This window comes from Paenibacillus sp. FSL H3-0333 (assembly GCF_038002805.1).
Taxonomy (GTDB): Bacteria; Bacillota; Bacilli; order Paenibacillales; family Paenibacillaceae; genus Paenibacillus_AQ; species Paenibacillus_AQ silagei.
This window is the reverse complement of sequence record NZ_JBBODG010000001.1, coordinates 3,253,489-3,273,901: the sequence shown is the minus strand read 5'-3', so window position 1 is coordinate 3,273,901 and position 20,413 is coordinate 3,253,489. Positions and strand designations below refer to the sequence as shown.

23 protein-coding genes are annotated in these 20,413 nt (G+C 54.4%); 1 reads left to right on the top strand and 22 read right to left on the bottom strand.

Features of this window, described 5'->3' with window-relative positions; genetic code table 11:
• Positions 1–11 precede the first annotated feature (11 nt).
• From dinG to MHH78_RS14295, 13 genes are all read right to left on the bottom strand, one after another.
• The gene (dinG, locus tag MHH78_RS14355) at positions 12–2,873 is read right to left on the bottom strand and encodes an ATP-dependent DNA helicase DinG (RefSeq protein ID WP_341167777.1); all 2,862 of its coding nucleotides are present in this window, start codon (positions 2,871–2,873) and stop codon (positions 12–14) included.
• A 115-nt stretch (positions 2,874–2,988) separates the two neighbouring features.
• Entirely contained in the window at positions 2,989–3,627 is a 639-nt protein-coding gene (locus MHH78_RS14350; RefSeq protein WP_076079201.1) for a tetratricopeptide repeat protein, read from the bottom strand.
• Positions 3,628–3,741: 114 nt separating this feature from the next.
• Complete coding sequence (panD, locus tag MHH78_RS14345) at positions 3,742–4,125, bottom strand: aspartate 1-decarboxylase (protein ID WP_036727238.1); 384 nt, start codon at positions 4,123–4,125, stop codon at positions 3,742–3,744.
• A complete protein-coding gene (gene panC, locus MHH78_RS14340; RefSeq protein WP_341167776.1) occupies positions 4,118–5,008 on the bottom strand; it encodes a pantoate--beta-alanine ligase in 891 nt (296 codons plus the stop codon). The genes panD and panC overlap by 8 nt, the downstream gene beginning before the upstream one ends.
• A gap of 1 nt (position 5,009) precedes the next feature.
• A complete protein-coding gene (gene panB, locus MHH78_RS14335) occupies positions 5,010–5,876 on the bottom strand; it encodes a 3-methyl-2-oxobutanoate hydroxymethyltransferase (RefSeq protein ID WP_341167775.1) in 867 nt (288 codons plus the stop codon).
• Between the two features lie 712 nt (positions 5,877–6,588).
• Positions 6,589–7,389 carry a biotin--[acetyl-CoA-carboxylase] ligase gene (locus tag MHH78_RS14330; RefSeq protein ID WP_341167774.1) on the bottom strand — a complete coding sequence of 267 codons (801 nt, stop codon included), beginning with the start codon at positions 7,387–7,389 and terminating at the stop codon, positions 6,589–6,591.
• Entirely contained in the window at positions 7,382–8,665 is a 1,284-nt protein-coding gene (locus tag MHH78_RS14325; protein ID WP_341167773.1) for a CCA tRNA nucleotidyltransferase, read from the bottom strand. Before MHH78_RS14325 ends, MHH78_RS14330 begins: the two co-directional genes overlap by 8 nt.
• A 10-nt stretch (positions 8,666–8,675) precedes the next feature.
• Positions 8,676–9,833, bottom strand: coding sequence for an N-acetyl-alpha-D-glucosaminyl L-malate synthase BshA (gene bshA / locus MHH78_RS14320; protein ID WP_036727254.1), 1,158 nt, complete (start codon positions 9,831–9,833; stop codon positions 8,676–8,678).
• 91 nt (positions 9,834–9,924) lie between these two features.
• On the bottom strand, positions 9,925–10,629 hold the full coding sequence (bshB1, locus tag MHH78_RS14315) for a bacillithiol biosynthesis deacetylase BshB1 (protein WP_076079196.1): 705 nt from the start codon (positions 10,627–10,629) through the stop codon (positions 9,925–9,927).
• Complete coding sequence (mgsA, locus tag MHH78_RS14310) at positions 10,626–11,051, bottom strand: methylglyoxal synthase (protein WP_076079195.1); 426 nt, start codon at positions 11,049–11,051, stop codon at positions 10,626–10,628. The genes bshB1 and mgsA overlap by 4 nt, the downstream gene beginning before the upstream one ends.
• A gap of 17 nt (positions 11,052–11,068) precedes the next feature.
• Positions 11,069–11,872 carry a 4-hydroxy-tetrahydrodipicolinate reductase gene (gene dapB / locus MHH78_RS14305; protein ID WP_076079194.1) on the bottom strand — a complete coding sequence of 268 codons (804 nt, stop codon included), beginning with the start codon at positions 11,870–11,872 and terminating at the stop codon, positions 11,069–11,071.
• Between the two features lie 32 nt (positions 11,873–11,904).
• Positions 11,905–12,426, bottom strand: coding sequence for a tetratricopeptide repeat protein (locus MHH78_RS14300; protein WP_076079193.1), 522 nt, complete (start codon positions 12,424–12,426; stop codon positions 11,905–11,907).
• A gap of 59 nt (positions 12,427–12,485) precedes the next feature.
• Entirely contained in the window at positions 12,486–12,815 is a 330-nt protein-coding gene (locus MHH78_RS14295; RefSeq protein ID WP_036698080.1) for a nucleotide pyrophosphohydrolase, read from the bottom strand.
• A 167-nt stretch (positions 12,816–12,982) separates the two neighbouring features.
• Here MHH78_RS14295 and MHH78_RS14290 point away from each other — a divergent pair, with 167 nt between their 5' ends.
• Positions 12,983–13,855, top strand: a complete 873-nt coding sequence (locus MHH78_RS14290) for a YitT family protein (RefSeq protein ID WP_200869567.1) — start codon at positions 12,983–12,985, stop codon at positions 13,853–13,855.
• Between the two features lie 91 nt (positions 13,856–13,946).
• On the opposite strand, the gene MHH78_RS14285 is transcribed toward MHH78_RS14290, so the two are convergent.
• The 9 genes from MHH78_RS14285 to MHH78_RS14245 form a co-directional block, all read right to left on the bottom strand.
• The gene (locus tag MHH78_RS14285) at positions 13,947–14,846 is read right to left on the bottom strand and encodes a sporulation protein YpjB (protein WP_051478163.1); all 900 of its coding nucleotides are present in this window, start codon (positions 14,844–14,846) and stop codon (positions 13,947–13,949) included.
• A 55-nt stretch (positions 14,847–14,901) separates the two neighbouring features.
• Entirely contained in the window at positions 14,902–15,549 is a 648-nt protein-coding gene (locus MHH78_RS14280) for a DUF1405 domain-containing protein (protein ID WP_076079192.1), read from the bottom strand.
• Positions 15,550–15,670: 121 nt separating this feature from the next.
• A complete protein-coding gene (locus tag MHH78_RS14275; RefSeq protein ID WP_036727265.1) occupies positions 15,671–16,546 on the bottom strand; it encodes a menaquinol-cytochrome c reductase cytochrome b/c subunit in 876 nt (291 codons plus the stop codon).
• A 23-nt stretch (positions 16,547–16,569) separates the two neighbouring features.
• Positions 16,570–17,241 carry a menaquinol-cytochrome c reductase cytochrome b subunit gene (qcrB, locus tag MHH78_RS14270; RefSeq protein WP_036727267.1) on the bottom strand — a complete coding sequence of 224 codons (672 nt, stop codon included), beginning with the start codon at positions 17,239–17,241 and terminating at the stop codon, positions 16,570–16,572.
• A 5-nt stretch (positions 17,242–17,246) separates the two neighbouring features.
• On the bottom strand, positions 17,247–17,801 hold the full coding sequence (locus MHH78_RS14265) for a ubiquinol-cytochrome c reductase iron-sulfur subunit (protein WP_036727269.1): 555 nt from the start codon (positions 17,799–17,801) through the stop codon (positions 17,247–17,249).
• A gap of 221 nt (positions 17,802–18,022) precedes the next feature.
• Positions 18,023–18,448, bottom strand: a complete 426-nt coding sequence (locus MHH78_RS14260) for a DUF2487 family protein (RefSeq protein ID WP_341167772.1) — start codon at positions 18,446–18,448, stop codon at positions 18,023–18,025.
• A gap of 123 nt (positions 18,449–18,571) precedes the next feature.
• Positions 18,572–18,751, bottom strand: a complete 180-nt coding sequence (locus tag MHH78_RS14255) for an IDEAL domain-containing protein (protein ID WP_036698090.1) — start codon at positions 18,749–18,751, stop codon at positions 18,572–18,574.
• Between the two features lie 18 nt (positions 18,752–18,769).
• Positions 18,770–19,276, bottom strand: coding sequence for a gamma carbonic anhydrase family protein (locus MHH78_RS14250; protein WP_341167771.1), 507 nt, complete (start codon positions 19,274–19,276; stop codon positions 18,770–18,772).
• An 11-nt stretch (positions 19,277–19,287) separates the two neighbouring features.
• The gene (locus MHH78_RS14245; RefSeq protein ID WP_341167770.1) at positions 19,288–20,376 is read right to left on the bottom strand and encodes a hypothetical protein; all 1,089 of its coding nucleotides are present in this window, start codon (positions 20,374–20,376) and stop codon (positions 19,288–19,290) included.
• Positions 20,377–20,413 lie beyond the last annotated feature (37 nt).

The following is a 20,413-nucleotide window of genomic DNA, read 5'->3' as shown; positions in this document are numbered from 1 at the left end:
TAGCAGATGAATTAGGAAACCCCGCCGTCATCCAGCCATTCGGCAATTCTCGGGACCATCTGCTCGGTGAGCATATGCTCCATCTTGGGACCGGGGAGCGAGTACAGGAAGTACTTTCCGTAATGCGATTCAATGACTCTGGTATCGTACACAATTACGATGCCCCGGTCCTGCGCCGTGCGGACCAGCCGCCCGAAGCCCTGCTTGAAGCGGATGACGGCCTGCGGCACGGACAGCTTCATGAACGGATTCTTCTTCTGTGCCTGAAGCAGCTCCGACTTCGCTTCTGCCAGCGGGTGATTCGGCGGCTGGAACGGCAGTCTGACAATCGCCAGGCAGGTCAATGCTTCTCCCGGGATATCCACCCCTTCCCAGAAGCTGCTGGTACCCAGCAAGACCGAAGCCGGGCTATCCTGGAAGCGGCGGATCAGCTTGCTCCGGCTGCCGCCTTCCACGCCTTGTCCCAGCACCGCGATATCCTGTGAGGCAAGCGCCTCCTTCAGCGGTTCATACACCTGGCGCAGCATCTTGTAGGAGGTGAACAGCACCAGCATCCGCCCCCGTGTTGTTACAGCTGTCTCGGCAAGGGAGTGCACGAGGGTGTCCACAAAGCGGGCATCACCTATACTTCCCTTGACGCTAGGGAAGTCCCGGGGAATGACCAGGAGAGCCTGCTCACGATACTTGAATGGCGATGGAAGCAGTGCAGTCATCAGACGCCTCTGCTCGGCAGCCTCGCCAAGACCCAGGTTATCGATCATGAACTGGAAGGATTTATCCACGGATAAGGTGGCCGAGGTCAGGATAATGCTCTTCTTCTTATCGAAGAACAGCTCCCTGAGCTGGGTGCTGACATCTACGGGAACAGCATACATTTGCAGCGACTTGCCCTTATAATTGCCGCTTCCCTCCAGCCAATACACGATATTCTCATCGTTCAGACTCATGAAGAAGCGGATCTGCTCTCTAATGGATGCCAGATCCTTGAATAACCCGCCGATATCAGTCACAAGACTGTCTGAGGAGGACTGGCTGTCCGTGTCACGCATCTCATTGAGCATTTTGTCGCCCTTGCGGATGATATCGCTCAGACTGAGGTTCAGTGTATTCTCAAGGGCAGCCAGCTCCTCCCAATCCTTCGGCTTCTTGCCCGGCTGCAGGCGTGCCACCAGCTGGCCTGCTTCACCGGCTCCGGCATCGCTGCGCTCGGGCAGCAGGCTGAAGAGCCTGTCACTAAGCGCATCCCAGGACTCCTTCACCGTCAGCAGATCTGGATAGATCCGGTCGATCACGCCGCTCCATTCGGAGGCCTGCTCACTGCCTGAAGACTGCAGACTCTGGCGGAGGGCAGGCAGCTGCCCGCTACGGCTATCTTTATAGAGACGGGTGAGGGTATGGGCGAATGTGAAATATTTCATCTGCATGCCAAGATGCTTGCCGGCAATATCCTCCAGATGATGGGCTTCATCAATAACAAGATGGTCGTACGCCGGAAGAAGCTGATGCCCGGCTTTGACATCTGCGAACAGCTTGGAGTGATTGGTGACCACCACATCGGAGATCCCGGCTTCATGCTTGGCCCGGTGGTAATAGCATTTGCGGAACCAGGGACAGGCGCGTCCCAGGCAGGAGTCGGTATCACTGGAAACAGTCTCCCAGAAATCGCCGCCCCGTCCGCTTAAGTTAAGCTCCTCATCATCGCCGGTCGTCGTCTGGGTCAGCCAGACGAGCATTTGCGCAGCGGTGAGCGCTTCTTCCCTTGGACTCGTAAAGTCCTTTTTGTTCATTCTATGTTCGAACTTGCGCAGACACAAATAGTGCCCTCTTCCCTTAAAGATGGAGGCCTTGAACGGGAACGGCACAACGCTGGTTAAGAGCGGGATATCCCGCTCCCGCAGCTGATCCTGAAGGTTAATGGTATGAGTGCTGACCATCACCTTCTGATTACTTTTCACACTATGGTAGATGGCCGGAAGCAGATAACCCAGCGATTTGCCGGTGCCTGTTCCCGCTTCAATCAGCAGATGCTTGTCCTGCTCAAGTGCTGTAATGACCTCATGGATCATCAGCTCCTGGGCTTCGCGGCTCTCATACTGGGGAAGAGCAGCCTTCAGCCGCTTGGTTACCTCATCCATATATTCTTCAAAGGTAATATTCTCCAGCGGATTGACGCTTCCTTCCTCCCGTGGCGAATCCAGCTCTGCCCAGTCCCCCACAGCCAGCGCAAGCTGGCGGTAGAAGCTCAGCTCACCTTCCGGCTGAAAGGTCTCCATCTCCCGCTCCCGCAGCAGACCGTCGAAATACCAGGCCAGATCACTGTCTTCGTCCGCGAACAGCTCATTCAGCCGCTGAATCGTCAAGAGCGGCAGACTCTGCAGCTCTTCCAGACATTTGAGCAGCACAATAGCCGTGGCAAGCGCATCACTGTCCGCCTGATGGGGACGGTCATGCGTAATGCCGAAGTGGCTGCTTACCGCGCCAAGCTGATAAGTGCTCAGCGAGGGAAAGCATATTTTGAGAAAATCAATCGTATCCAGAATCCGCCCCTGAAACGGCAGGTAGCCGCAGCGGTCCAGCGCATTCTGCAAAAAATGAAAATCAAACGCGACATTGTGTCCGACGAGGACTACATCATCCAGCAGCGGCACCAGCTCCATCATCATCTCATCGAGCTCCGGCGCATCCTGTACATCGCTGTCTGTAATTCCGGTCAGGCCCGTAATAAAAGGAGGAATGGGCGCTCCGGGCTTGACATAGGAACCATACACCCGGGAGATCGTCCCGTCTTCTTCTATAATGGCAAGGCCAACCTGGATGATCTCTCCCACAGATTGGGTTCCCGTAGTTTCAAAATCAAGCACGGCAAATTTCATTTTAAGTTCTATTCCCTTTCACTTGAGACTCTTTATCAGCATAACAGAAGTTACGAAAAAAGGCGATGCACACCCCGGGAAACGGGGCGCATCGCCTAAAGAAACCGAGGATAAATTATAAAAGCGAAACCAGCTGATGGCCAAACTCCAGCTTCCCGCCCCGTCTGCGGCATACCTCCAGATTCACATTCGGCTCCGGCAGATCCGGGTCATGCAGCAGCGACAGGCTGAACAGCTCACTGGCCTCATTGAAGCGTTCCTGAGAAGCCCGGATACAGCCCAGCGCATTATAGATCATCGCCTTCAGCTTCTCCTCACGGATCAGGCCCAGCATGTGATTCAGATGTCCCCAGGCGGTATCGCCTTCTCCCTCCTGCAGATAAGCCATGGCCAGATACAGGCGGGCAGCGAGGCTGTCCGGATACTTAGCCGTAACCTCCCTGAACTGTTCAATGCATTTGCGGTACATCAGCAGCTTGTAATAGCCCTGGCCTCTGACAAAAGCATCCATCCCAAGCTCGGGCGCTTCCTCTTCCGGCAGCTCCTCCGGCTGAACCTGGAAATCCGCCTGTTCCCGGAACTCGCTCAGCTTCTCGGCGAAGACCAGCCATTCATCCATTACATTATCACTGATGCGGTGGAGCATATTATACTTGGATAAAAGATCGCTTCGGCGGGCACCCTCCGCAGTAGGATAGTCGGCTTTGATCTCCTGGAGCATCTTGTTCATCTCAGCAAATAAATGTTGAAACACCGGACATCCCACCCTTACTGATAATGAAGTCAGCTTAAGCTTGCCTTACTTCATTATCAGCAAGTACAGGGGGCTTCATCCCTGCCATTGATTACATGGCTCAAAGCTCAGAATTCAGGCAATCGTCGCGTGAATCTCATGATCCGCCAGCTTCACCGGCTTGTTGCCCGCATCAACGAACACTACAGTCGGCTTGTGCGCCGCCAGCTCCTCGGAGGACATGACAGCGTAGGATATAATAATCACTGTATCGCCAGGTTGTACCAGACGCGCCGCTGCCCCATTCAGACAAATGACGCCGCTGCCACGCGGACCTGGAATGACATAAGTCTCCAGACGGGAACCATTATTATTGTCCACGATCTGCACCTTCTCGTTCTCCAGCAGGTCTGCGGCTTCCATCAGATCTTCATCAATGGTAATGCTGCCCACATAATTGAGATTGGCTTCAGTGACTGTTGCCCGGTGGATCTTGGATTTCATCATATGTCTAAACAAGAGCGTGTGCCTCCTTAGGAATAAATACATTATTATCAATCAGACGGGTTCTGCCGAACTTCACGGCCAGAGCCATTATAACCTCTCCGCCCGCATCCGTCAGCCTGCTGCCGCCTTCCAGCTCTTCCAGATCAGGGAAGGTTAGAATCTCCGCATAATCAATGACCGCAAGCGGCGATTCAGCAATGACCGAGACCAGCAGAGCCCTTGCTTCATCTACGGTACGAATGCTGCCCTCTTCCATAGCCTGGCGCACCTCGCGCAGGGAACGAGACAATACCAGCGCCTGTCTGCGCTCCTCGCTGCTCAGATAGACATTGCGGGAGCTAAGCGCCAGCCCGTCTTCCTCGCGCACAATAGGACAGGCGATAATGTCCACGTTCATGTTAAGGTCAGACACCATCCGGCGGAGAACCGCTACCTGCTGGGCATCCTTCAGTCCGAAGAAGGCGTAATCCGGCTGCACGATATGAAACAGCTTGCTGACTACAGTAGTTACTCCGTCAAAATGTCCCGGACGCGAAGCGCCGCAGAGCTGCGACGTAAGCGAGGACACCGATACGCCTGTACGGATCGGCTGCGGATACATCTCTTCTACACTGGGGATAAACACCAGATCCGCACCTTCACGTTCAGCCATCGCCAGATCACGCTGCTCATCCCGCGGATAGGAAGCAAAGTCCTCATTCGGGCCAAATTGCAGCGGATTGACAAAAATACTCATCACCACCGTGCCGCTCTTCTCCCCTGCCTTACGCAGCAGGCTGGCATGTCCTTCATGCAAATATCCCATGGTAGGCACAAAACCAACAGGGCCATGGCCCCCTTGACGCATATATTCGAGCGCTTCGCGCAGTTCAGCAATCGTTCGGATCACTCTCATTTTATTTCACTCCTTTGCCGGCATTGCCGTATAAAGATTCCAAAACGGTCTCGTCCGCGCGAAACACATGCTCTTCCGCAGGGAACGAGCGGTCCTTCACTTCCTGAACGTAGCTGGTGATGCCTTCACGAATTAGAGTGCCTACATCGGCGTAGGTTTTGACGAACTTTTTCTCCCGGTAAGGTGAGGCATACCGCAGGACATCATGGAAAACCAGAACCTGTCCGTCACAGTAACGCCCGGCACCGATGCCGATGGTCGGTATGCTGACAGCCTTGGAGATGGCTTCTGCCACTTCCTCCGTGACCAGCTCCAGTACAATACCGAATGCCCCGGCTGCTTCCAGTGCCTTCGCTTCGTCCATCAGCCGCTGCGCATCCTTGGCATCCTTCCCCTGAATCCGGTAGCCGCCGATCATATTGACCGACTGCGGGGTCAGGCCGATATGGCCGAGCACCGGAACTCCGGCTGTTACTACAGCCGACACTGCGGAGCAGATCTCAAGACCGCCTTCCATTTTGACCGCATGGGCCTGGCCTTCCTGCATCAGTCTTCGCACACCGCGCAAGGTCTCATCCACACTTCCGTGGTAGGTCATGAACGGCATATCAGCCACTATAAAAGTATTAGGCGCCCCGCGCTTCACCGACCGGGTATGGTAGACCATATCCTCTATGGTAACCGGCAGCGTGGTGTCATAACCAAGCACGACATTTCCCAGGGAATCACCGACCAGAATCAGGTCGATTCCGGCTTCTTCCGCCAGCAGGGCTGAAGGGTAGTCATAAGCGGTCAGCATGCTCAGGGGCACACCGTCCGTTTTCATTTTTTTCATCTTGATAATATTCAGTGCGTGTTTGTCTGCCATTGCTCTCATTCCCCTTTTCCATAAAATACGCGGTATCCGCGCAAACAAAAAAACCTTTTAGCATGGTCCGCTAAAAAGGTCCGAAGGGCAAAAAAGAGTCACTCGCGATCGTCCCTTCTGTCTCGGTCCTTACGGCTCAGAGCAGAATCCAACGTAACCGTTACATCCAGTTATGAAGGTACATCCGGTAAATAGGTGTCCTGTTAAAAGATACAATTGCGTGAGTACAGCTCGCCTTGCGATGCCGCCTCATGAGGACAGTATACCAAAAAAACACAAAAATAAACACCTCAAGTCGAAACAGCTTTACCGTCCTTATAAAGGACGGTACCGTTTCAGCGAGAAATAGAAGGATAAGTTATCGTGTGAACAGATAATTCTTATGTTTTAAAATATGACATGTCTTGAAGTAGCTGATGGTGTAAGTGGATGGTGTTAACTGTATTTTGTGCAACTAAAGTGAAGGATATTTAAGCTGGGAGGGATTTAATTGCATTATGTACCATTAAAAACCCTCTAATTATGAAAAAGGCGGCATTTCCCATATTTTAATTACACAAAATACATCTATCCCCGCCATTTCAAAAATTTCTCTGCTTTTAAGTGTACCGAATACAATTAAACCAATTGTAGCTCTATTGTCAGTGTTAGGCAGCGATGAAATCCTATGGGACTTTACTTATTATGACTTAATAGGGGCAGCTCCAGCCACTTAGATCATTTCAATCTCGCCTGAAAGTACGCTCACGACCTCACCGGATTCGTTACGTAACAGCAGCCCGCCGGTATCGCTCAGTCCGACAGCAGTGGCTTCGGTGCGGCCTTGGGGAGTATTCAGGCATACCTGACGCCCCAGTGTCACCGACATTGACTCCCACAGCTCCTTCACGGGCTGGAAGCCTTGCTCCAGATATACATGATACAAATATTCGAGTTCCTCCAGCACGGCTTCCGCAAGCCTTGTGCGGTCTACGGGAATGCCCCCGCCTTCGATCAGCAGCGATGTACCGATCCCGCGCAGCTCCTCCGGGTAGTCTTCCTCCGTCAAATTCGCAGCGATGCCGATACCGGCGATGCAATAATGCAGCCCGCCTTCGCGAAGCGAGGATTCCAGCAGGATTCCGCAGATTTTGCGGCCGCCGGCCAGCAGGTCATTCGGCCACTTGATGCCGGACGGCACCCCGGTAACCTCACGGATGGCTGTGCAGACAGCCACTCCGGCGAGCAGCGTCAGCTGCGGAGTCAAGGCCAGCGGCAGATCTGGACGCAGCACCAGGCTCATCCAGATTCCTTTGCCGTGGGGGGAGTGCCATTTACGGCCCATCCGCCCGCGCCCGCCGGTCTGCGCTTCGGCCATGACCGTTGTTCCCTCCGGGGCGCCGCCTTCGGCGAGTATTTTGGCTTGCTCCTGTGTGGAACCGACAGTATCCAGCCGCTGAATGCCTTTGGCCCAGCCGGGAACGAACGCCTCCCGTTTCAACACGCCGGAATGCTGCGCATGACCGCTATTCATTTCTATCCATCCTTTGCGCTGCTTGCAGCAGTAATTGGTTATCATTGGCAAGGTCACCTGCCGCGACATCCAGAAGAAGCTGGTTCAGCAATACGCCCAGCCACGGGCCGGGACGCTTCTCCAGCGCCGCAGTCACCTCATGGCCGCTCACCGCCAGCTCAGCGAGCGTACGGATCGGCATCTCTGCGGTCCAGGACCGCAGTAGGCTGGTGGTGACAGGGGACGCGGCTTCAGCCCCCGCCGCCTCAAGCAGCGTCAGCCACCCTTCGGCGGCTGACTGGCCATGGCCCAGCACGGCGGCGATCCACCGCCGCCGCAGCCGCTCCCCGGCGCCGGATGCCTCCGGCCGCGCCGAGGACAATGCCGCGTCCCAGGCTTCGCGGACGCGGAGCACGGCGACGACGCCGGTGCGCGTCGCCCCCGGGAACGTCCATGCCCGCAGGAGCTCATCGGCGGAAGCCGCCGACGATCCCAGGGCATGCAGCAGGAGCGCCCAGCGGAGGCGGGCGCTCTCCAGGTTCCCGAGACCGGCGAGGCGGTCGGCGGCAGCCGCCAGGTCCCGGCCGGTCCAGGGGAACGGCGCTTTGCCGCGCGGCAGCAGGCCGCTGCGCAGCAGGAGCCCCAGCCCGCGCTGCGGGTGCGGGCCTTCCAGGATGCGCTCCACCTCGGCGCGCACCCGCTCCACAGCAATATGCGCCAGCTTGTCACGCTGGCGCAGCAGACCGCGCCAGGTATTCTTCGCAATCGCGAAATCCAGCACGGAAGCAAAACGTACGCAGCGCAGCATCCGCAGCGCATCCTCCTCGAAGCGTTCCTCCGCTTCGCCTACACAGCGGATCACGCGGAGCTTGAGATCCCGCTCCCCCCCGAAAGGGTCAATCCGCCCGCCGTCAAGGCCGCAGCAGATGGCGTTGATCGTGAAGTCACGGCGGCGGAGATCCTCCCGCACATCCCTGACGAATACGACATGCTCCGGACGCCGGTGATCGGCATACCCGCTCTCCGTCCGGTAGGTCGTAACTTCCAGGCTGTAGCCTTCCTGCAGCACAGTGATCGTGCCATGCGCCAGTCCGGTAGGGACGCAGCGCGGAAACAGGGCCATCACCTCCTCCGGCAGTGCGGAGGTAGTGATGTCTATATCATGCACCGGACGGCCCAGCAGCTCATCGCGCAGGCAGCCGCCGACGAAATAAGCTTCATGGCCGCCTGCTATTAGACCTGCAACAACAGTCCCGGCGGCTTCAGCCATGCCGGGTGGTGCCATTCTCCATTCCATATCATACTCCTTACCCCAGAATCGGGTCTAATCCGGATACCTTGCGCCCGAGCACACGGTAATAGATATCTTCATATTGATTGGTGATCATATCTCTGCTGAAATCATTGCAGGACCGCTCCAGGCATGCGCGCCGGAAACTCTCAGCCATCGCCTCATCCGAGAGCAGCCGGACGGCATATTCTGCCATCGATTCCGTATCGCCCACTGGCGCAAGGAATCCGGTCTTGCCATGCTGAATCAGCTCCGGAATCCCACCGGCCTGCGAGCCAATGGTCGGAACGCCGCAGGCCATCGCTTCCAGGGCGACCAGCCCGAAGCTCTCCTTCTCAGAAGGCAGCAGCAGCAGGTCCGCCAGCGAGATCACCTGGGCAATCTCGTCCTGCTTACCCAGGAAACGGACATGATCGTCGAGGCCCATCTCGCTGATCTTAGCTTGAATCTTCGGCAGGTCAGGGCCTTCGCCGACCAGCAGCAGCTTGGAAGGCACCTGCCGGTTCACCTTGGCGAACACATCCACCACATCACTCACCCGCTTGACCGGGCGGAAATTGCTGATATGCATCAGAATCTTCTCATCCGGGGCCGCGAAGTCGCCGCGCAGATCCGTTACATCCCGGGGATAATAGACACGCTTATCTACGAAATTATAAGTCAGATCAATTTCACGCGTAATATCAAGCGCCTTGCGAGTCTCCTTGATCAGATCACGGGAGACTGCGGTCACCGCATCACTCTCGTTAATGCCCAGCCGGATCAGATCCTTCAGGGATTCATCCTGGCCCAGCACTGTAATATCCGTACCATGCAGCGTGGTAACCACTTTGATATCATTACCAAGGATCTGCTTGGCCAGAAAAGCACATACCGCATGCGGAACCGCATAATGCACATGGAACAGGTCCAGATTTTGCATTTTGGCTACCTGCGCCATCTTGGTCGCCAGCGCCAGATCATATGGCGGATAGCGGAATACATAATAATCGTTAACCTCTACCTCATGGTAAAAGATATTTTTCTGAAACGTTCCCAGCCGAAACGGGATGCTGTGTGTGATAAAGTGAACCTCATGGCCTTTTTCAGCCAATAGTTTGCCCAGTTCAGTTGCCACCACGCCCGAGCCGCCAAGAGAAGGATAACAAGTGATGCCTATCTTTAGCCGCTCCATAGCTCCGCCCCTTCATTTAACTTAGCTCTATTACTCCAAGTAACGATATGAATTAATTATAGTTGTTTTCCGGGCTTTGTCGAGTGGCGCCTTATCCGCGTGCAGCACTGAACAGATCTACAGTATACGGTACCTTACCGGCGAACCCTTCGGCATAAGGAATGAGCCTCCGCTGGCCCAGCAGCATGTCTCTGGAACGGACTCGCTCGATATACCCTTCCGTCAATGGCGTTGCAACGGCATCTTCACCCGGAGCGAGTCCAAATTGGGAACGGTAGCAGGACAATGCCTGCTCCTTCAGCGGATACTGCGCAGTCACATCTACGATTAGATCCGTCCGTCCTAGATCATTAATGAAGTAGAAATATAATTGTGGCTCGGGGATAGCGGGCTTGTCCGGCATATATTTGCGCAGCTTGGCGTTAAATACCGCTTCCTCCACCAGCTTACTGCAGGCAATATGATCAGGATGGCGGTCTTCCCAGTAAGGGGCAAATACCATAGACGGGGCATAGCGGCGGATTTCCGCTGTTACAGCCGCCAAATGGCCCTCTGTCATATACAGGCCTCGGTCAGGCAGCCCCAGATTACTCCGCACCGCAGCGCCCAGCACTGCGGCAGCCTGCTGTGCTTCCTGTTCCCGCAGCTCCACCGTGCCGTTCGAGGACATCTCTGCCCGGGTCAGATCGCACATTCCTATCTTGAAGCCGGCAGCAGTATGCTTGGCAATCGTCCCTGCCATGCCGATCTCGGCATCATCTGCATGCGCGCCGAATACCAGAATGTCAAGCTTCATAACTCGTCCACACCCGGCTTGTATTTATGTACCAGCTCACGCCAGCCGAAATCTCCCCGGTCAATAGCCTTCACCAGAATTTCTGCTGTAGCAATATTCGTGGCCACCGGAATCCCATACACATCACACAGACGTAGCAGCGCTGTAATATCCGGTTCATGCGGCTGGGCCATCAGCGGATCACGCAGGAAAATAATTAAATCAAGCTCATCCGTAGCCACCATCGAGCCGATCTGCTGGTCGCCGCCAAGCGGCCCCGACATGTAACGGTGAATGGAGAGCTTGGTCACTTCCATGATACGCTGGCCCGTGGTCCCGGTGGAGAATAATTTATGACCTTCAAAAACATGCTCATAAGCAGTTACGAAATTAACGATTTCATCTTTTTTGCGGTCATGTGCGATAAAAGCAATTTTCAACATTCTGTTTCTCTCCCCGTCTATTCTATAAAATGCTCAAAACCGTAAATCAAGCCGGTATAGCCCATCACCTTTTGAATCCCGAGCTTGACTCCAGGCATATAACCCGCGCGCTCATAGGAGTCATGACGGATCTTCAGCGACTGTCCGAACCCGCCGAATACAACCTCCTCCTGGGCAAAAACGCCCGGAAGACGCACACTGTGAATACGGAAGCCGTTATAATACCCGCCGCGCGAGCCTTCAATCAGCTCTTCTTCCTCCGGATGTCCCTGGCGGAGCTCCTGCCGCGCCTCAGAGATCATCTCTGCCGTCTTAATCGCTGTTCCTGAAGGAGCATCCAGCTTCTGGTCTCCGTGATATTCGATAATTTCGAGATGAGGGAAATACTTTGCGGCCTGGGCAGCAAATTTCATCAGCAGAATCGCGCCGATGGAGAAGTTAGGCGCAATCAGTCCGCCGATTCCCTGCTCCTGGCATTGCTTGTCCAGCCCGGCGATCTGCTCCGGCGTGAAGCCGGTGGTACCGATAACCGGACGGACGCCGTATTTGACCGCCAGCGCAGTATTGCTATATGCAGAGTGTGGAAGCGTAAAATCAACCATTACATCCGCCTCTGTATCTGCAAGCGCAGTCTCTAGATCCGGAGTCACAAGTACACCGCAATCCTCAAGGCCAACCAGCCGTCCGGCATCTCTGCCATGTGCAGAGCGGTCAACCGCTGCTGCCAGCTCGAGTTCATCATCCTGCAATACCAGCTTCACAACCTCTTTGCCCATTCTGCCTCCGGCTCCGGAAACAACAATCCTGATCTTGTCACTCAAATGAATTCTCCCCGCTTTCCCTGGCTCTGTTATTATTGTATATAGTGTTGCAGCGATTTTTGCAGATCCTTCATCAGCAGACGCAGTCCGCTGTCATCCGGGTGCAGCGACATGACTTCCTTCAATACCGCAATCGCCTGCAGATGTTCATTCATCCGGCTGTGCGCAATCGCCAGCCATACATAAGCATCCCCGTAGAGAGGGTCAAGCGATACTGCTTCCTTCAGCAGCGTAATCGGATGATACGGATTCACACTGTCCGCTGCTTCATCCTCCAGCAGCCGCTTCGCTTCCTGCACAAGCTTAAGAGCCTGCAGATGCTGAAGATGCAGCTGATACTCCGGTTTGGTTCCATCCAGTCTGCGTGCGGCTACAGCATGCTCAAGAGCTTTGTCCAGCATGCCGCTGCGGGCATAGGTAATAGAGCAGCGGTATCTGACTTCCGCATCATCGGGACTTGCGGCAATGGCCGCCTCGAACAAGGTGATGGCCTCAGCAAAGTCACTGCGGAGTATTGAGCGGTAGGCCGCTTTTACATAATCATTATGATCCATATCCTCACCATCCTTACGGCTAAATCCCGTTCGTTTGGTACAGCATATGTAGCATAGGCCTAATCGGTGTTTTTGGGCGTCCAGCGCCCGGCATCACGCGTATTGAATTTGTGCATAACCTTATTATGTGCCTCAGTTAAGTCTATACCGAGTGAATTGGCGAAACAAACGGTAATGAAGAGAATGTCGCCCAGCTCCAGCTCAATCGAATTATCGGCTTCATCCGCTTTTTTCGGCTTCTCGCCGAATTGATGGTTGACTTCGCGCGCCAGCTCCCCGACTTCCTCGGACATCCGGGCCAGCATCGACAGCGGACTGAAGTAGCCTTCTTTAAACTGTGAGATATAGGCATCCACCTCACGCTGAATGTCACCAAGACTTTTATCCATAAATTGTCGTTTCACCCCCGTGTGTTCTTGCCTTCTGTTTGCCCCTATGTTATCGTAAAGACGTTTTGAAGACAAATCTTTTTTGCAATGACGCCTGGAGCTTACGTGCTCTCCGGGGGGATCATTACATATAAATTGCCCATTTAGAGGCGTAGGCGAGGGATGTTATGAGTTCAACCATTAAAATCAGCACAGTCAGCAAAACAGTGGCCCCCATCATGCTGGGCACGGCCATCTACGCATTCGGACTCCTGTATTTCATCATTCCCAACCAGCTGATGGAGGGCGGAGTTACCGGGATTACCATCCTGCTCAATTACGCCTTTAACATCCCGATCTTCTTAACGACACTGCTGCTGAACCTTCCGCTCTTTCTGCTCGGCTGGAAGGTGCTGGGGGCGAATCAGATCGTCTATACCGGACTCGGCATCGGCTCGCTGTCTTTTTTCCTCTGGTTATTCGAGCGGATGATTAAGGCAGGCTGGATTGTGACGTTCAGTACCGAGCATGATTTTATTCTTGCTTCATTATATGCAGGGGTTACCCTGGGTCTGGGCTTGGGGATTGTCTTCCGCTTCGGAGGCACCACCGGGGGTGTAGATATTGTGGCACGGATACTCGGACGCAAGTTCGGCTGGAGCATGGGACAGATTATTCTGGCCGTGGATATCATCATTATCGGGGCTTCCCTGCTCTACATTCCCCGCGAAAAAATACTGTATACGCTCGTGGCAGTCTTCATCGCCTCACGTGTAATTGATTTCATCCAGGAAGGAGCCTACGCCGCCAAAGCCTTCACCATCATCAGCGACGAGGCCCCGCAGATTGCCGAGCTGATCACCGTAGAAATGGATCGCGGCGTTACCTTAATCCCGGCGATCGGCGCTTATTCCAAGCAGGCGAAGCATATGGTCTATTGCGTGGTCTCCAGACAGGAGATCCGCCGGCTAAGCCTGCTGGTGAAGTCGGTGGATCCTAAAGCCTTCGTCATTATCAGTGAGGTTCACGACGTTCACGGCGAAGGCTTCCGGGAGACCTGAACTATACACACATAAGGGCGGACCCCACAAGCCGGCAATGGCTGCTTGTGGGGTCCGCCCTCTTTGTATCCTCTGTTGCCGCCGCTCAAGTCTACACGGGTTTTAGATTCTGCTTCTGGCCGCGGTACTTACGGTAAGCCGTATACACGAGCACCGTAAGGATGAACGCGCCTGCCAGCAGGGCCCAGCCCCCGTATTGCTGCGGAGCCAGCGGCAGAGACAGGACCGGCTCGCTGCGGTCCTTGCCGAACATCACTCTTGCTGCATCCTGCCCATAGGATACAATCTCCAGCAGGCGGGCCCGTTCCACGGGCTGCTCCGAGCCTGCCACCCCTCCTGCGTAAGACATCCAGGAATCAAAGGTGCTCACCGCCTCAGCAGGCCGGGAGATGATCACCGCAGGCCGGATATTCGCATACCGGCTCTGAAGTCTTGCCAGGGCCGCTGTCCAGCTCTTCAGATCATTCGCGGCAGCGCTTTGCTCCATATCGTTCAGATCCTCACGGACCAGCTTATAGTACTGCAGCCACATGGGCTGGCGGGGGTGATTCAGGCTGTTAGCGGCAAGCCGCAGCTTCGCCGCTGCCGCTTCCCATCTCTCCGGGGACGGCTGGGCCGCAGCCAGTGCCGACTTCATGTCCAGGATCACAGAGGATAGTGCATTGACCCCCTCCACTGAGGTCATCCCTTCAAAGGACGAAGAGATGAAGATCTGCGAGACCTCCTCTGCCTCCTGGCGGGCCTTCAGCACATCGCCTTCAAGCACATAGCCGTATAGAGCTTCCGCAGCCTGCTCCAGCCGCTGCGCTCCGCTTCTGGCCGTGAGAGCAGCGGGATCACTGGGTACACTTCCGGCTGCTTCTATGTAAGCCGTACTTCCCTGGTCTGCAGCGGCATCCCCTGCTTCAGCCTGAACGCGGCCTCCGCTGATACCGGCCAGCAGCCAGCACAGCAGAATTCCTGACAGTATGAATACTTTTCTGCGCGGCATAAGACATCCCTCCCACCTTAATGTATGGCGGAAGGACAAGAGTTAGAACAGAGGCTCAGTGCTTCATGGCAGTGCTGTCCGGAAGTGCCGGACGCCTTGTCCGGCCGCAGAACAGCCAGGCAGCAGCCGTACTGAACAGTGTAAGCCCCATGGTGAGGTACTGAACAGCGATAAGATCATCATCAAGCACAGAAGGCAGCCATGGATACACGCCTTGTGAATAATCCACTATATCATTAGCGAATGTCCACGCAAGCGCCACAGGCAGCATTCTCCGGAAGGTGAAGAAGCGGGCATAGATCAGAGCTTCCACAGCCATTCCGATATGGGAGATCATCAGCATCCAGTCCTTCCAGGTGATGGAATCTCCCTGATAACCGCCGGCCACAATGATGCTGACCGCCCATATTCCGTACTTCACAGAGGTTAGGACTGCCAGCGCTTCAATCAGTTCACGTATCAGCGTCCCCGCAAGCCCTCTTGGCGGATACAGCAGCAGCAGTAATGCAGCCGTGAAGAACAGACTGGCCGTAGGGCTGTCAGGAACGAACGGCAGTAGCCAGAGCGGTTCAGTCTGCGCCGTGAACGTGAGCTGGTTGCCATACCACATATATCCGTAGACCGTTCCGAGCAGATTCACGATAAACAGCAGCCATATTATTCTCCGGTCCCTAAATAATTTCTCAAACCAATGACCCGGCATACAAACAACTTCCCCCCGACTGTAGCAGCTTCATTTCAATACAACACTGATTTCATTACAACTCTTATGACATAACAAAGACCTGAGCGCATACACGATCAGGTCCTGCGTTACTGTTATTTTACTGTCCGCTTTTTTGTTTGGCAAGCCAGCCGGCCAGCTCATCGATATCCTGCTCGGTCAGCCCTGCTCCCATAGCCGTCTCCACCATTGGCGGCATCTGACCTTTACCTTCTTTTATAATAGTAAGAATCGCCGCCTTATCATGCTTATCGCCTACACCCCGAAGCGAAGGAAAACTGCCGGAGCCCTTCATATCTACCGCATGGCAGGTTATACAGGTTGCTTGCTTATAGAGTGCCATCGCCGGATCATCCTTGTCCACAATGGCAATATCCTTCGGCTTGACGGCACTTGTGGTTGGCAAGCCCGCCGCCCTGTTCTCGGCCGCCTTCTCCTCGCGCTGAACATCCTCTGGAATCTGGCCGGTTTCAGCCATCTCATGCTTGTATTCTGTCCAGGCTGTGTTGGTCAAATAGACGATTGCTGCGAGAGACAGGAACATCAGCGAGGACGCAATCGGTCTGCGGTAGAACCGCCGCTCGGGGCCGGTATCCAGGAAAGGCGCCAGCAGCAGCGCACCGAAGGCCACGCCTGTCACGCCCAGTGTTCCCAGCACGATATAGTCACCTGATGCATAAGGAAGCTTCAAATACTGATAGAGAAAGAGAAAATACCAGTCGGGAATCGGAATTACCGTTGCTGCCGGATTGGCAGGGAACCCGAGCGGAGCCGGCTCCGAGATGGTTAGAACCAGGATTCCCACCAGCACCACTACGCCAACCATCCATTCCTTGAGCAGAAAGTTAGGGATAAAGGCTTCCGATTTGCCCGGATACGCCGTATAATCCGGCGGGGTAATGAATCCGTTTCCTCTGCGGACCCGGGAATCCCCGACGAATATCACCTTCTCTTTGGAGTCGTCTCCGTGTGCCATGACCGTGCCTCCTATACGTTATTTTACAGCGGACCGGATATGCCTTGTCTGCGGATCATAATGAAGTGCCCGACAAGCAGTATAAGCAGAACCGCCGGGAGGAAGAATACATGTAAGGCGAAGAACCGGGTCAGCGTCTCGGCGCCGGCAATACTGCCGCCTTGCATCAGCTCCTTGAGCACCGGTCCCATGAACGGAACCGAATTGGCGATCTCCAGCGTAACCTTGGTGGCGAAGTACGCCTTATTGTCCCATGGAAGCAGGTAACCGGTAAGTCCCAGTCCCAGCATGACAAAGAAAATCAGCATCCCCACTACCCAGTTCATCTCGCGCGGAGCCTTATACGAACCGGTGAAGAACACACGCATCGTATGAAGGAACATCATGACAATGACGAGACTCGCGCCCCAGTGGTGCATGCCGCGGACGATTTTACCGAAGGCGACCTTGGTCTGCAGATATTCCACGCTGGCGTAGGCATTAATGATATCCGGGACATAATACATGGTCAGAAACATTCCTGAGAGGATCTGTATTACAGTGATGAAGAAGGTTAGTCCGCCGAAGCAGTAGACAAAGGCTGAAAAGTGGTGTGCGGGATTGACATGCTCGGGGACCTCGTGGTCGGCAACATCTCTCCAGATCGGTGTAATATCCAGACGTTCGTCAATCCAGTTATATACGTTTTTGAACACGCCGTTCACGCCTCCTTCGCCGAAACAGTATTAGGGACGATTTCACCGAGATATACCCAGCCTCCGTCAATCTTGGTGGTGTACTGGTCCAGCGGCTTGGCAGCCACGGCCAGTTGCCGGCCCTGCTTCGTATAGCGGGCGCCATGGCAAGGGCAATGATATTCATCAGGATGCGCCTTGTTATTATTCCAGCCTACGGTGCAGCCCAGATGCTTGCAGATCGGTGAAAGCGCATAAATATCTCCGTTCGCGTCTTTACGGATCCACGCCGTAAGCATCGCTGTACTCGCATACCATCCGTCCTGCTGCGGAAGCTCGAAGGTGAACTCCTGGGGCTCTTCTGTAATTTTGGACGCTTCCGCTACCTTGATGAATTCCCCCTCGCCTTTTTTCTGCAGAATCGGATCTACAGCAAACCGGACCATCGGCAGGATAACTCCGGCACCCATAAAGGCGGTAGCCCCGCCTAGTGTGTAGGTCAAAAACTGTCTGCGTGACATCTCGTTTCGGCTGGGCGGTTCTTGCGGAAGTGACTCTTCTTCTTCATTAAGGCTGCTCATACTGTATGTAACCCCCTTTTCAAAATGTGAGAAGGCACCTGCAGAGTTGTTGCATAGGTTTTTTAGGTAAAAATTCCGTTTTCAATGAAAAATATCACAGTTCATATAAGTTCATCCTAATCATAGCTTAGGGTCTAAAACCCGTCAAGAATATTGTCTAAATTGTGACAGGCGTTTAAGGTGCTTTTTTGATAAATTGTTGATTTTCCGTCACATTTAACTTATTTTCCATTCTCCCATAGGGCCTGGATTTCACTCCGCACATACACGCTTACCGAGGCTCTGGAATCGGCCGCTATCTCAGGCAGGCAAAGGAGTAAATCGCTTTCAAATACCTCCTCCCTGCGCAGCCCCTCATTGGCAGACATCACGATGGCGTACTGGAAGCCGCTGGATTTGACTTTTCGGCAAAGCTCATTCATCAGTGCTGTCATTCCTGGCCCTGCATACTGTACCGCCGGATAAGTCACGACCCGCCCTTTGTACGGTTGTTCGGCCATTTCCAGGAAATCACGCTGCCGTTCAAGTAACTTAACTGTCTCAGGCGGAGTCTCCGTGCCTTGAAGTCCGCTATACGGAATGATGCAGGTATCATAGTATTGTCCATCGGTCTCCCAGGTTCTACTGTCAAAATCACTGAATTTCATAGATTCGCCCCCTCTAGCCGCATCCCGCAGCATGCATTTAACTTTAAAAGCATCATAAACAAGTGTATACGGCTTGGCAATCCTTAATTTTGAGAAAAAAAAGAAATGCGCCAGGCGCATTTCCTATGCCAAACTTTTCAGTTCTTCTGTCAGATTCCGGAAAGCCGCCTCATCACCAGCAGCCAGCGCCGTGTCGATCTTCCGGTACAACATGTCGGTACGACGCTTTCTTAACGCTTCATCCCACACCATTTCCGCAGCCAGCCCCAGCATCACTTCATAAGTAGCCTTCATTTTGTCCATTCGATACACCTCCGCTGTTTAAGAAATTCCGTATTCCAATGCTTTTTTCACATAGCTTTCACTTGTGCGTGCCATCCTCAGCAGATCCTGCTCTGTCAATTCACGGACCACTTTGGCCGGTGTGCCCAAGGAGAGCGTGTACGGAGGAATGATTGTGTTCTCGGTTACAATGGAGCCGGCTCCTACTAAAGCATATTCACCAATCTCTGCTCCGTTCAGTACAATTGCACCCATTCCGATTAATGTGCCCTTGCCTATCCGGCAGCCGTGGATGATTGCTGAATGCCCGACCGAGATGTCATCCTCCAGCACCAGCGGCAATCCGTCCGCCACATGGCCGACCACACCGTCCTGGATATTGCAGCGCTCCCCGATGATCACCGGCGCCAGGTCACCGCGAAGTACGACGTTGAACCAGACACTGGATTGTTTGCTTATTCTTACATCGCCAACTAGCTTAGCGCCTTCCGCCACATAGACTGTCTCGTCAAGCTGCGGTATGTAACTCCCATAGGCAATCCGCATCTCTCTCCTCCTTACCTGAGCAGATGCTTCGGCACAGCCGCCTCACATCCCCAGGGTGTCATCATGACCACTGTTCCTGCGGGTTCCTCACCAAGCTTAAGCATGCCCAGATGCAGCATCATCCGCAAGATTCGCTGTTCGAAAATGGAAGCGGCATCATCGTAATAAAAGGGCTTGATCAGCCAGCCGATTCCTTCTGACAGCGAGGCTGTGGTCACCCATCTGCCGGCACTTAGACTAATCCAGTAGACCAGCGAAGGCAAATTGGGAATAGCCCCTTTATACAGTCTTAACCAAAAGGAGAATAACTGCATCAGCTTTTCCGATTTCCCCTCCGCCAGAAAATGCCCGCCTGCCGCTGTAAGCTGCAGCCTGTAGCCCTCCTCGGAGATCCAGCGGCGGTGGCGGGCATAATCGTACAGCAGGGCAAATCTCGGCGGATAATGCTCACAAGCCCTGCCGTAGCCGAACCTCCAGCCGCCCTTGCCGAGTAAAGGCTCTGCAATCTGCAGCGCATTCATCACTCCCTGCTGATTGCGCTTATAGAGCGCGCCTTCCTGGTTCAGCTCAGGCTCATTCTCCTTCACATACCGCAGGAACAGCAGCAGATCTCCAGCCAGCAAATCCCCCTCCCCCCTGTACACCGCCGGCTCCGGGCCCGGAACAATCCGTTCCTGCAAATACCGGCCCATCTGCTCACGGAAGCGCTTCTTCAGATCCAGCGGCACCTGGAACAGATACCGGCTCTGCTGGGAAGCTCCGCTGAACAGCCAGCCGCTGTTCTTAAGCCGGCTGACCAGCTCGCGGTAGTCACCGCTTTTGCCGGGCGGAGCATCGAAGGAAGCCTGCCTGGCTGCAGCCAGCAGATCCTCCAGGCTGAAGTGGCTGCGTTCATCGAAGAGCAGGCTATTCAGCAACCGCAGCTCTCCCGGGGAACTCCCCTTAATATGGGAATCCATGAACTCCCGGCTGCCCAAGGTGATCAATATACTCTGAATCAAATCATGTTTGGAATTCCGTTTGCATTCACACTGATAGCGTCCCGCAATGGCGGTCAGCTGACCAATGTCTGCATAAGTGAGCATATCCGCCAGATTCATCTCTCATCGCCTCACTGTTTTACTACCATTATGGGAA

What these genes read in the sequence shown, in the direction of transcription:
- dinG (WP_341167777.1), bottom strand. Translation starts at nt 2,873, where the DNA reads ATGAAATTTGCCGTGCTTGATTTTGAAACTACGGGAACCCAATCTGTG.
- panC (WP_341167776.1), bottom strand. Translation starts at nt 5,008, where the DNA reads ATGAGAGTGATCCGAACGATTGCTGAACTGCGCGAAGCGCTCGAATAT.
- panB (WP_341167775.1), bottom strand. Translation starts at nt 5,876, where the DNA reads ATGGCAGACAAACACGCACTGAATATTATCAAGATGAAAAAAATGAAA.
- MHH78_RS14330 (WP_341167774.1), bottom strand. Translation starts at nt 7,389, where the DNA reads ATGAATAGCGGTCATGCGCAGCATTCCGGCGTGTTGAAACGGGAGGCG.
- MHH78_RS14325 (WP_341167773.1), bottom strand. Translation starts at nt 8,665, where the DNA reads ATGGAATGGAGAATGGCACCACCCGGCATGGCTGAAGCCGCCGGGACT.
- bshA (WP_036727254.1), bottom strand. Translation starts at nt 9,833, where the DNA reads ATGGAGCGGCTAAAGATAGGCATCACTTGTTATCCTTCTCTTGGCGGC.
- bshB1 (WP_076079196.1), bottom strand. Translation starts at nt 10,629, where the DNA reads ATGAAGCTTGACATTCTGGTATTCGGCGCGCATGCAGATGATGCCGAG.
- mgsA (WP_076079195.1), bottom strand. Translation starts at nt 11,051, where the DNA reads ATGTTGAAAATTGCTTTTATCGCACATGACCGCAAAAAAGATGAAATC.
- MHH78_RS14300 (WP_076079193.1), bottom strand. Translation starts at nt 12,426, where the DNA reads ATGGATCATAATGATTATGTAAAAGCGGCCTACCGCTCAATACTCCGC.
- MHH78_RS14295 (WP_036698080.1), bottom strand. Translation starts at nt 12,815, where the DNA reads ATGGATAAAAGTCTTGGTGACATTCAGCGTGAGGTGGATGCCTATATC.
- MHH78_RS14290 (WP_200869567.1), top strand. Translation starts at nt 12,983, where the DNA reads ATGAGTTCAACCATTAAAATCAGCACAGTCAGCAAAACAGTGGCCCCC.
- MHH78_RS14285 (WP_051478163.1), bottom strand. Translation starts at nt 14,846, where the DNA reads ATGCCGCGCAGAAAAGTATTCATACTGTCAGGAATTCTGCTGTGCTGG.
- MHH78_RS14280 (WP_076079192.1), bottom strand. Translation starts at nt 15,549, where the DNA reads ATGCCGGGTCATTGGTTTGAGAAATTATTTAGGGACCGGAGAATAATA.
- MHH78_RS14275 (WP_036727265.1), bottom strand. Translation starts at nt 16,546, where the DNA reads ATGGCACACGGAGACGACTCCAAAGAGAAGGTGATATTCGTCGGGGAT.
- MHH78_RS14265 (WP_036727269.1), bottom strand. Translation starts at nt 17,801, where the DNA reads ATGAGCAGCCTTAATGAAGAAGAAGAGTCACTTCCGCAAGAACCGCCC.
- MHH78_RS14260 (WP_341167772.1), bottom strand. Translation starts at nt 18,448, where the DNA reads ATGAAATTCAGTGATTTTGACAGTAGAACCTGGGAGACCGATGGACAA.
- MHH78_RS14255 (WP_036698090.1), bottom strand. Translation starts at nt 18,751, where the DNA reads ATGGACAAAATGAAGGCTACTTATGAAGTGATGCTGGGGCTGGCTGCG.
- MHH78_RS14250 (WP_341167771.1), bottom strand. Translation starts at nt 19,276, where the DNA reads ATGCGGATTGCCTATGGGAGTTACATACCGCAGCTTGACGAGACAGTC.
- MHH78_RS14245 (WP_341167770.1), bottom strand. Translation starts at nt 20,376, where the DNA reads ATGAATCTGGCGGATATGCTCACTTATGCAGACATTGGTCAGCTGACC.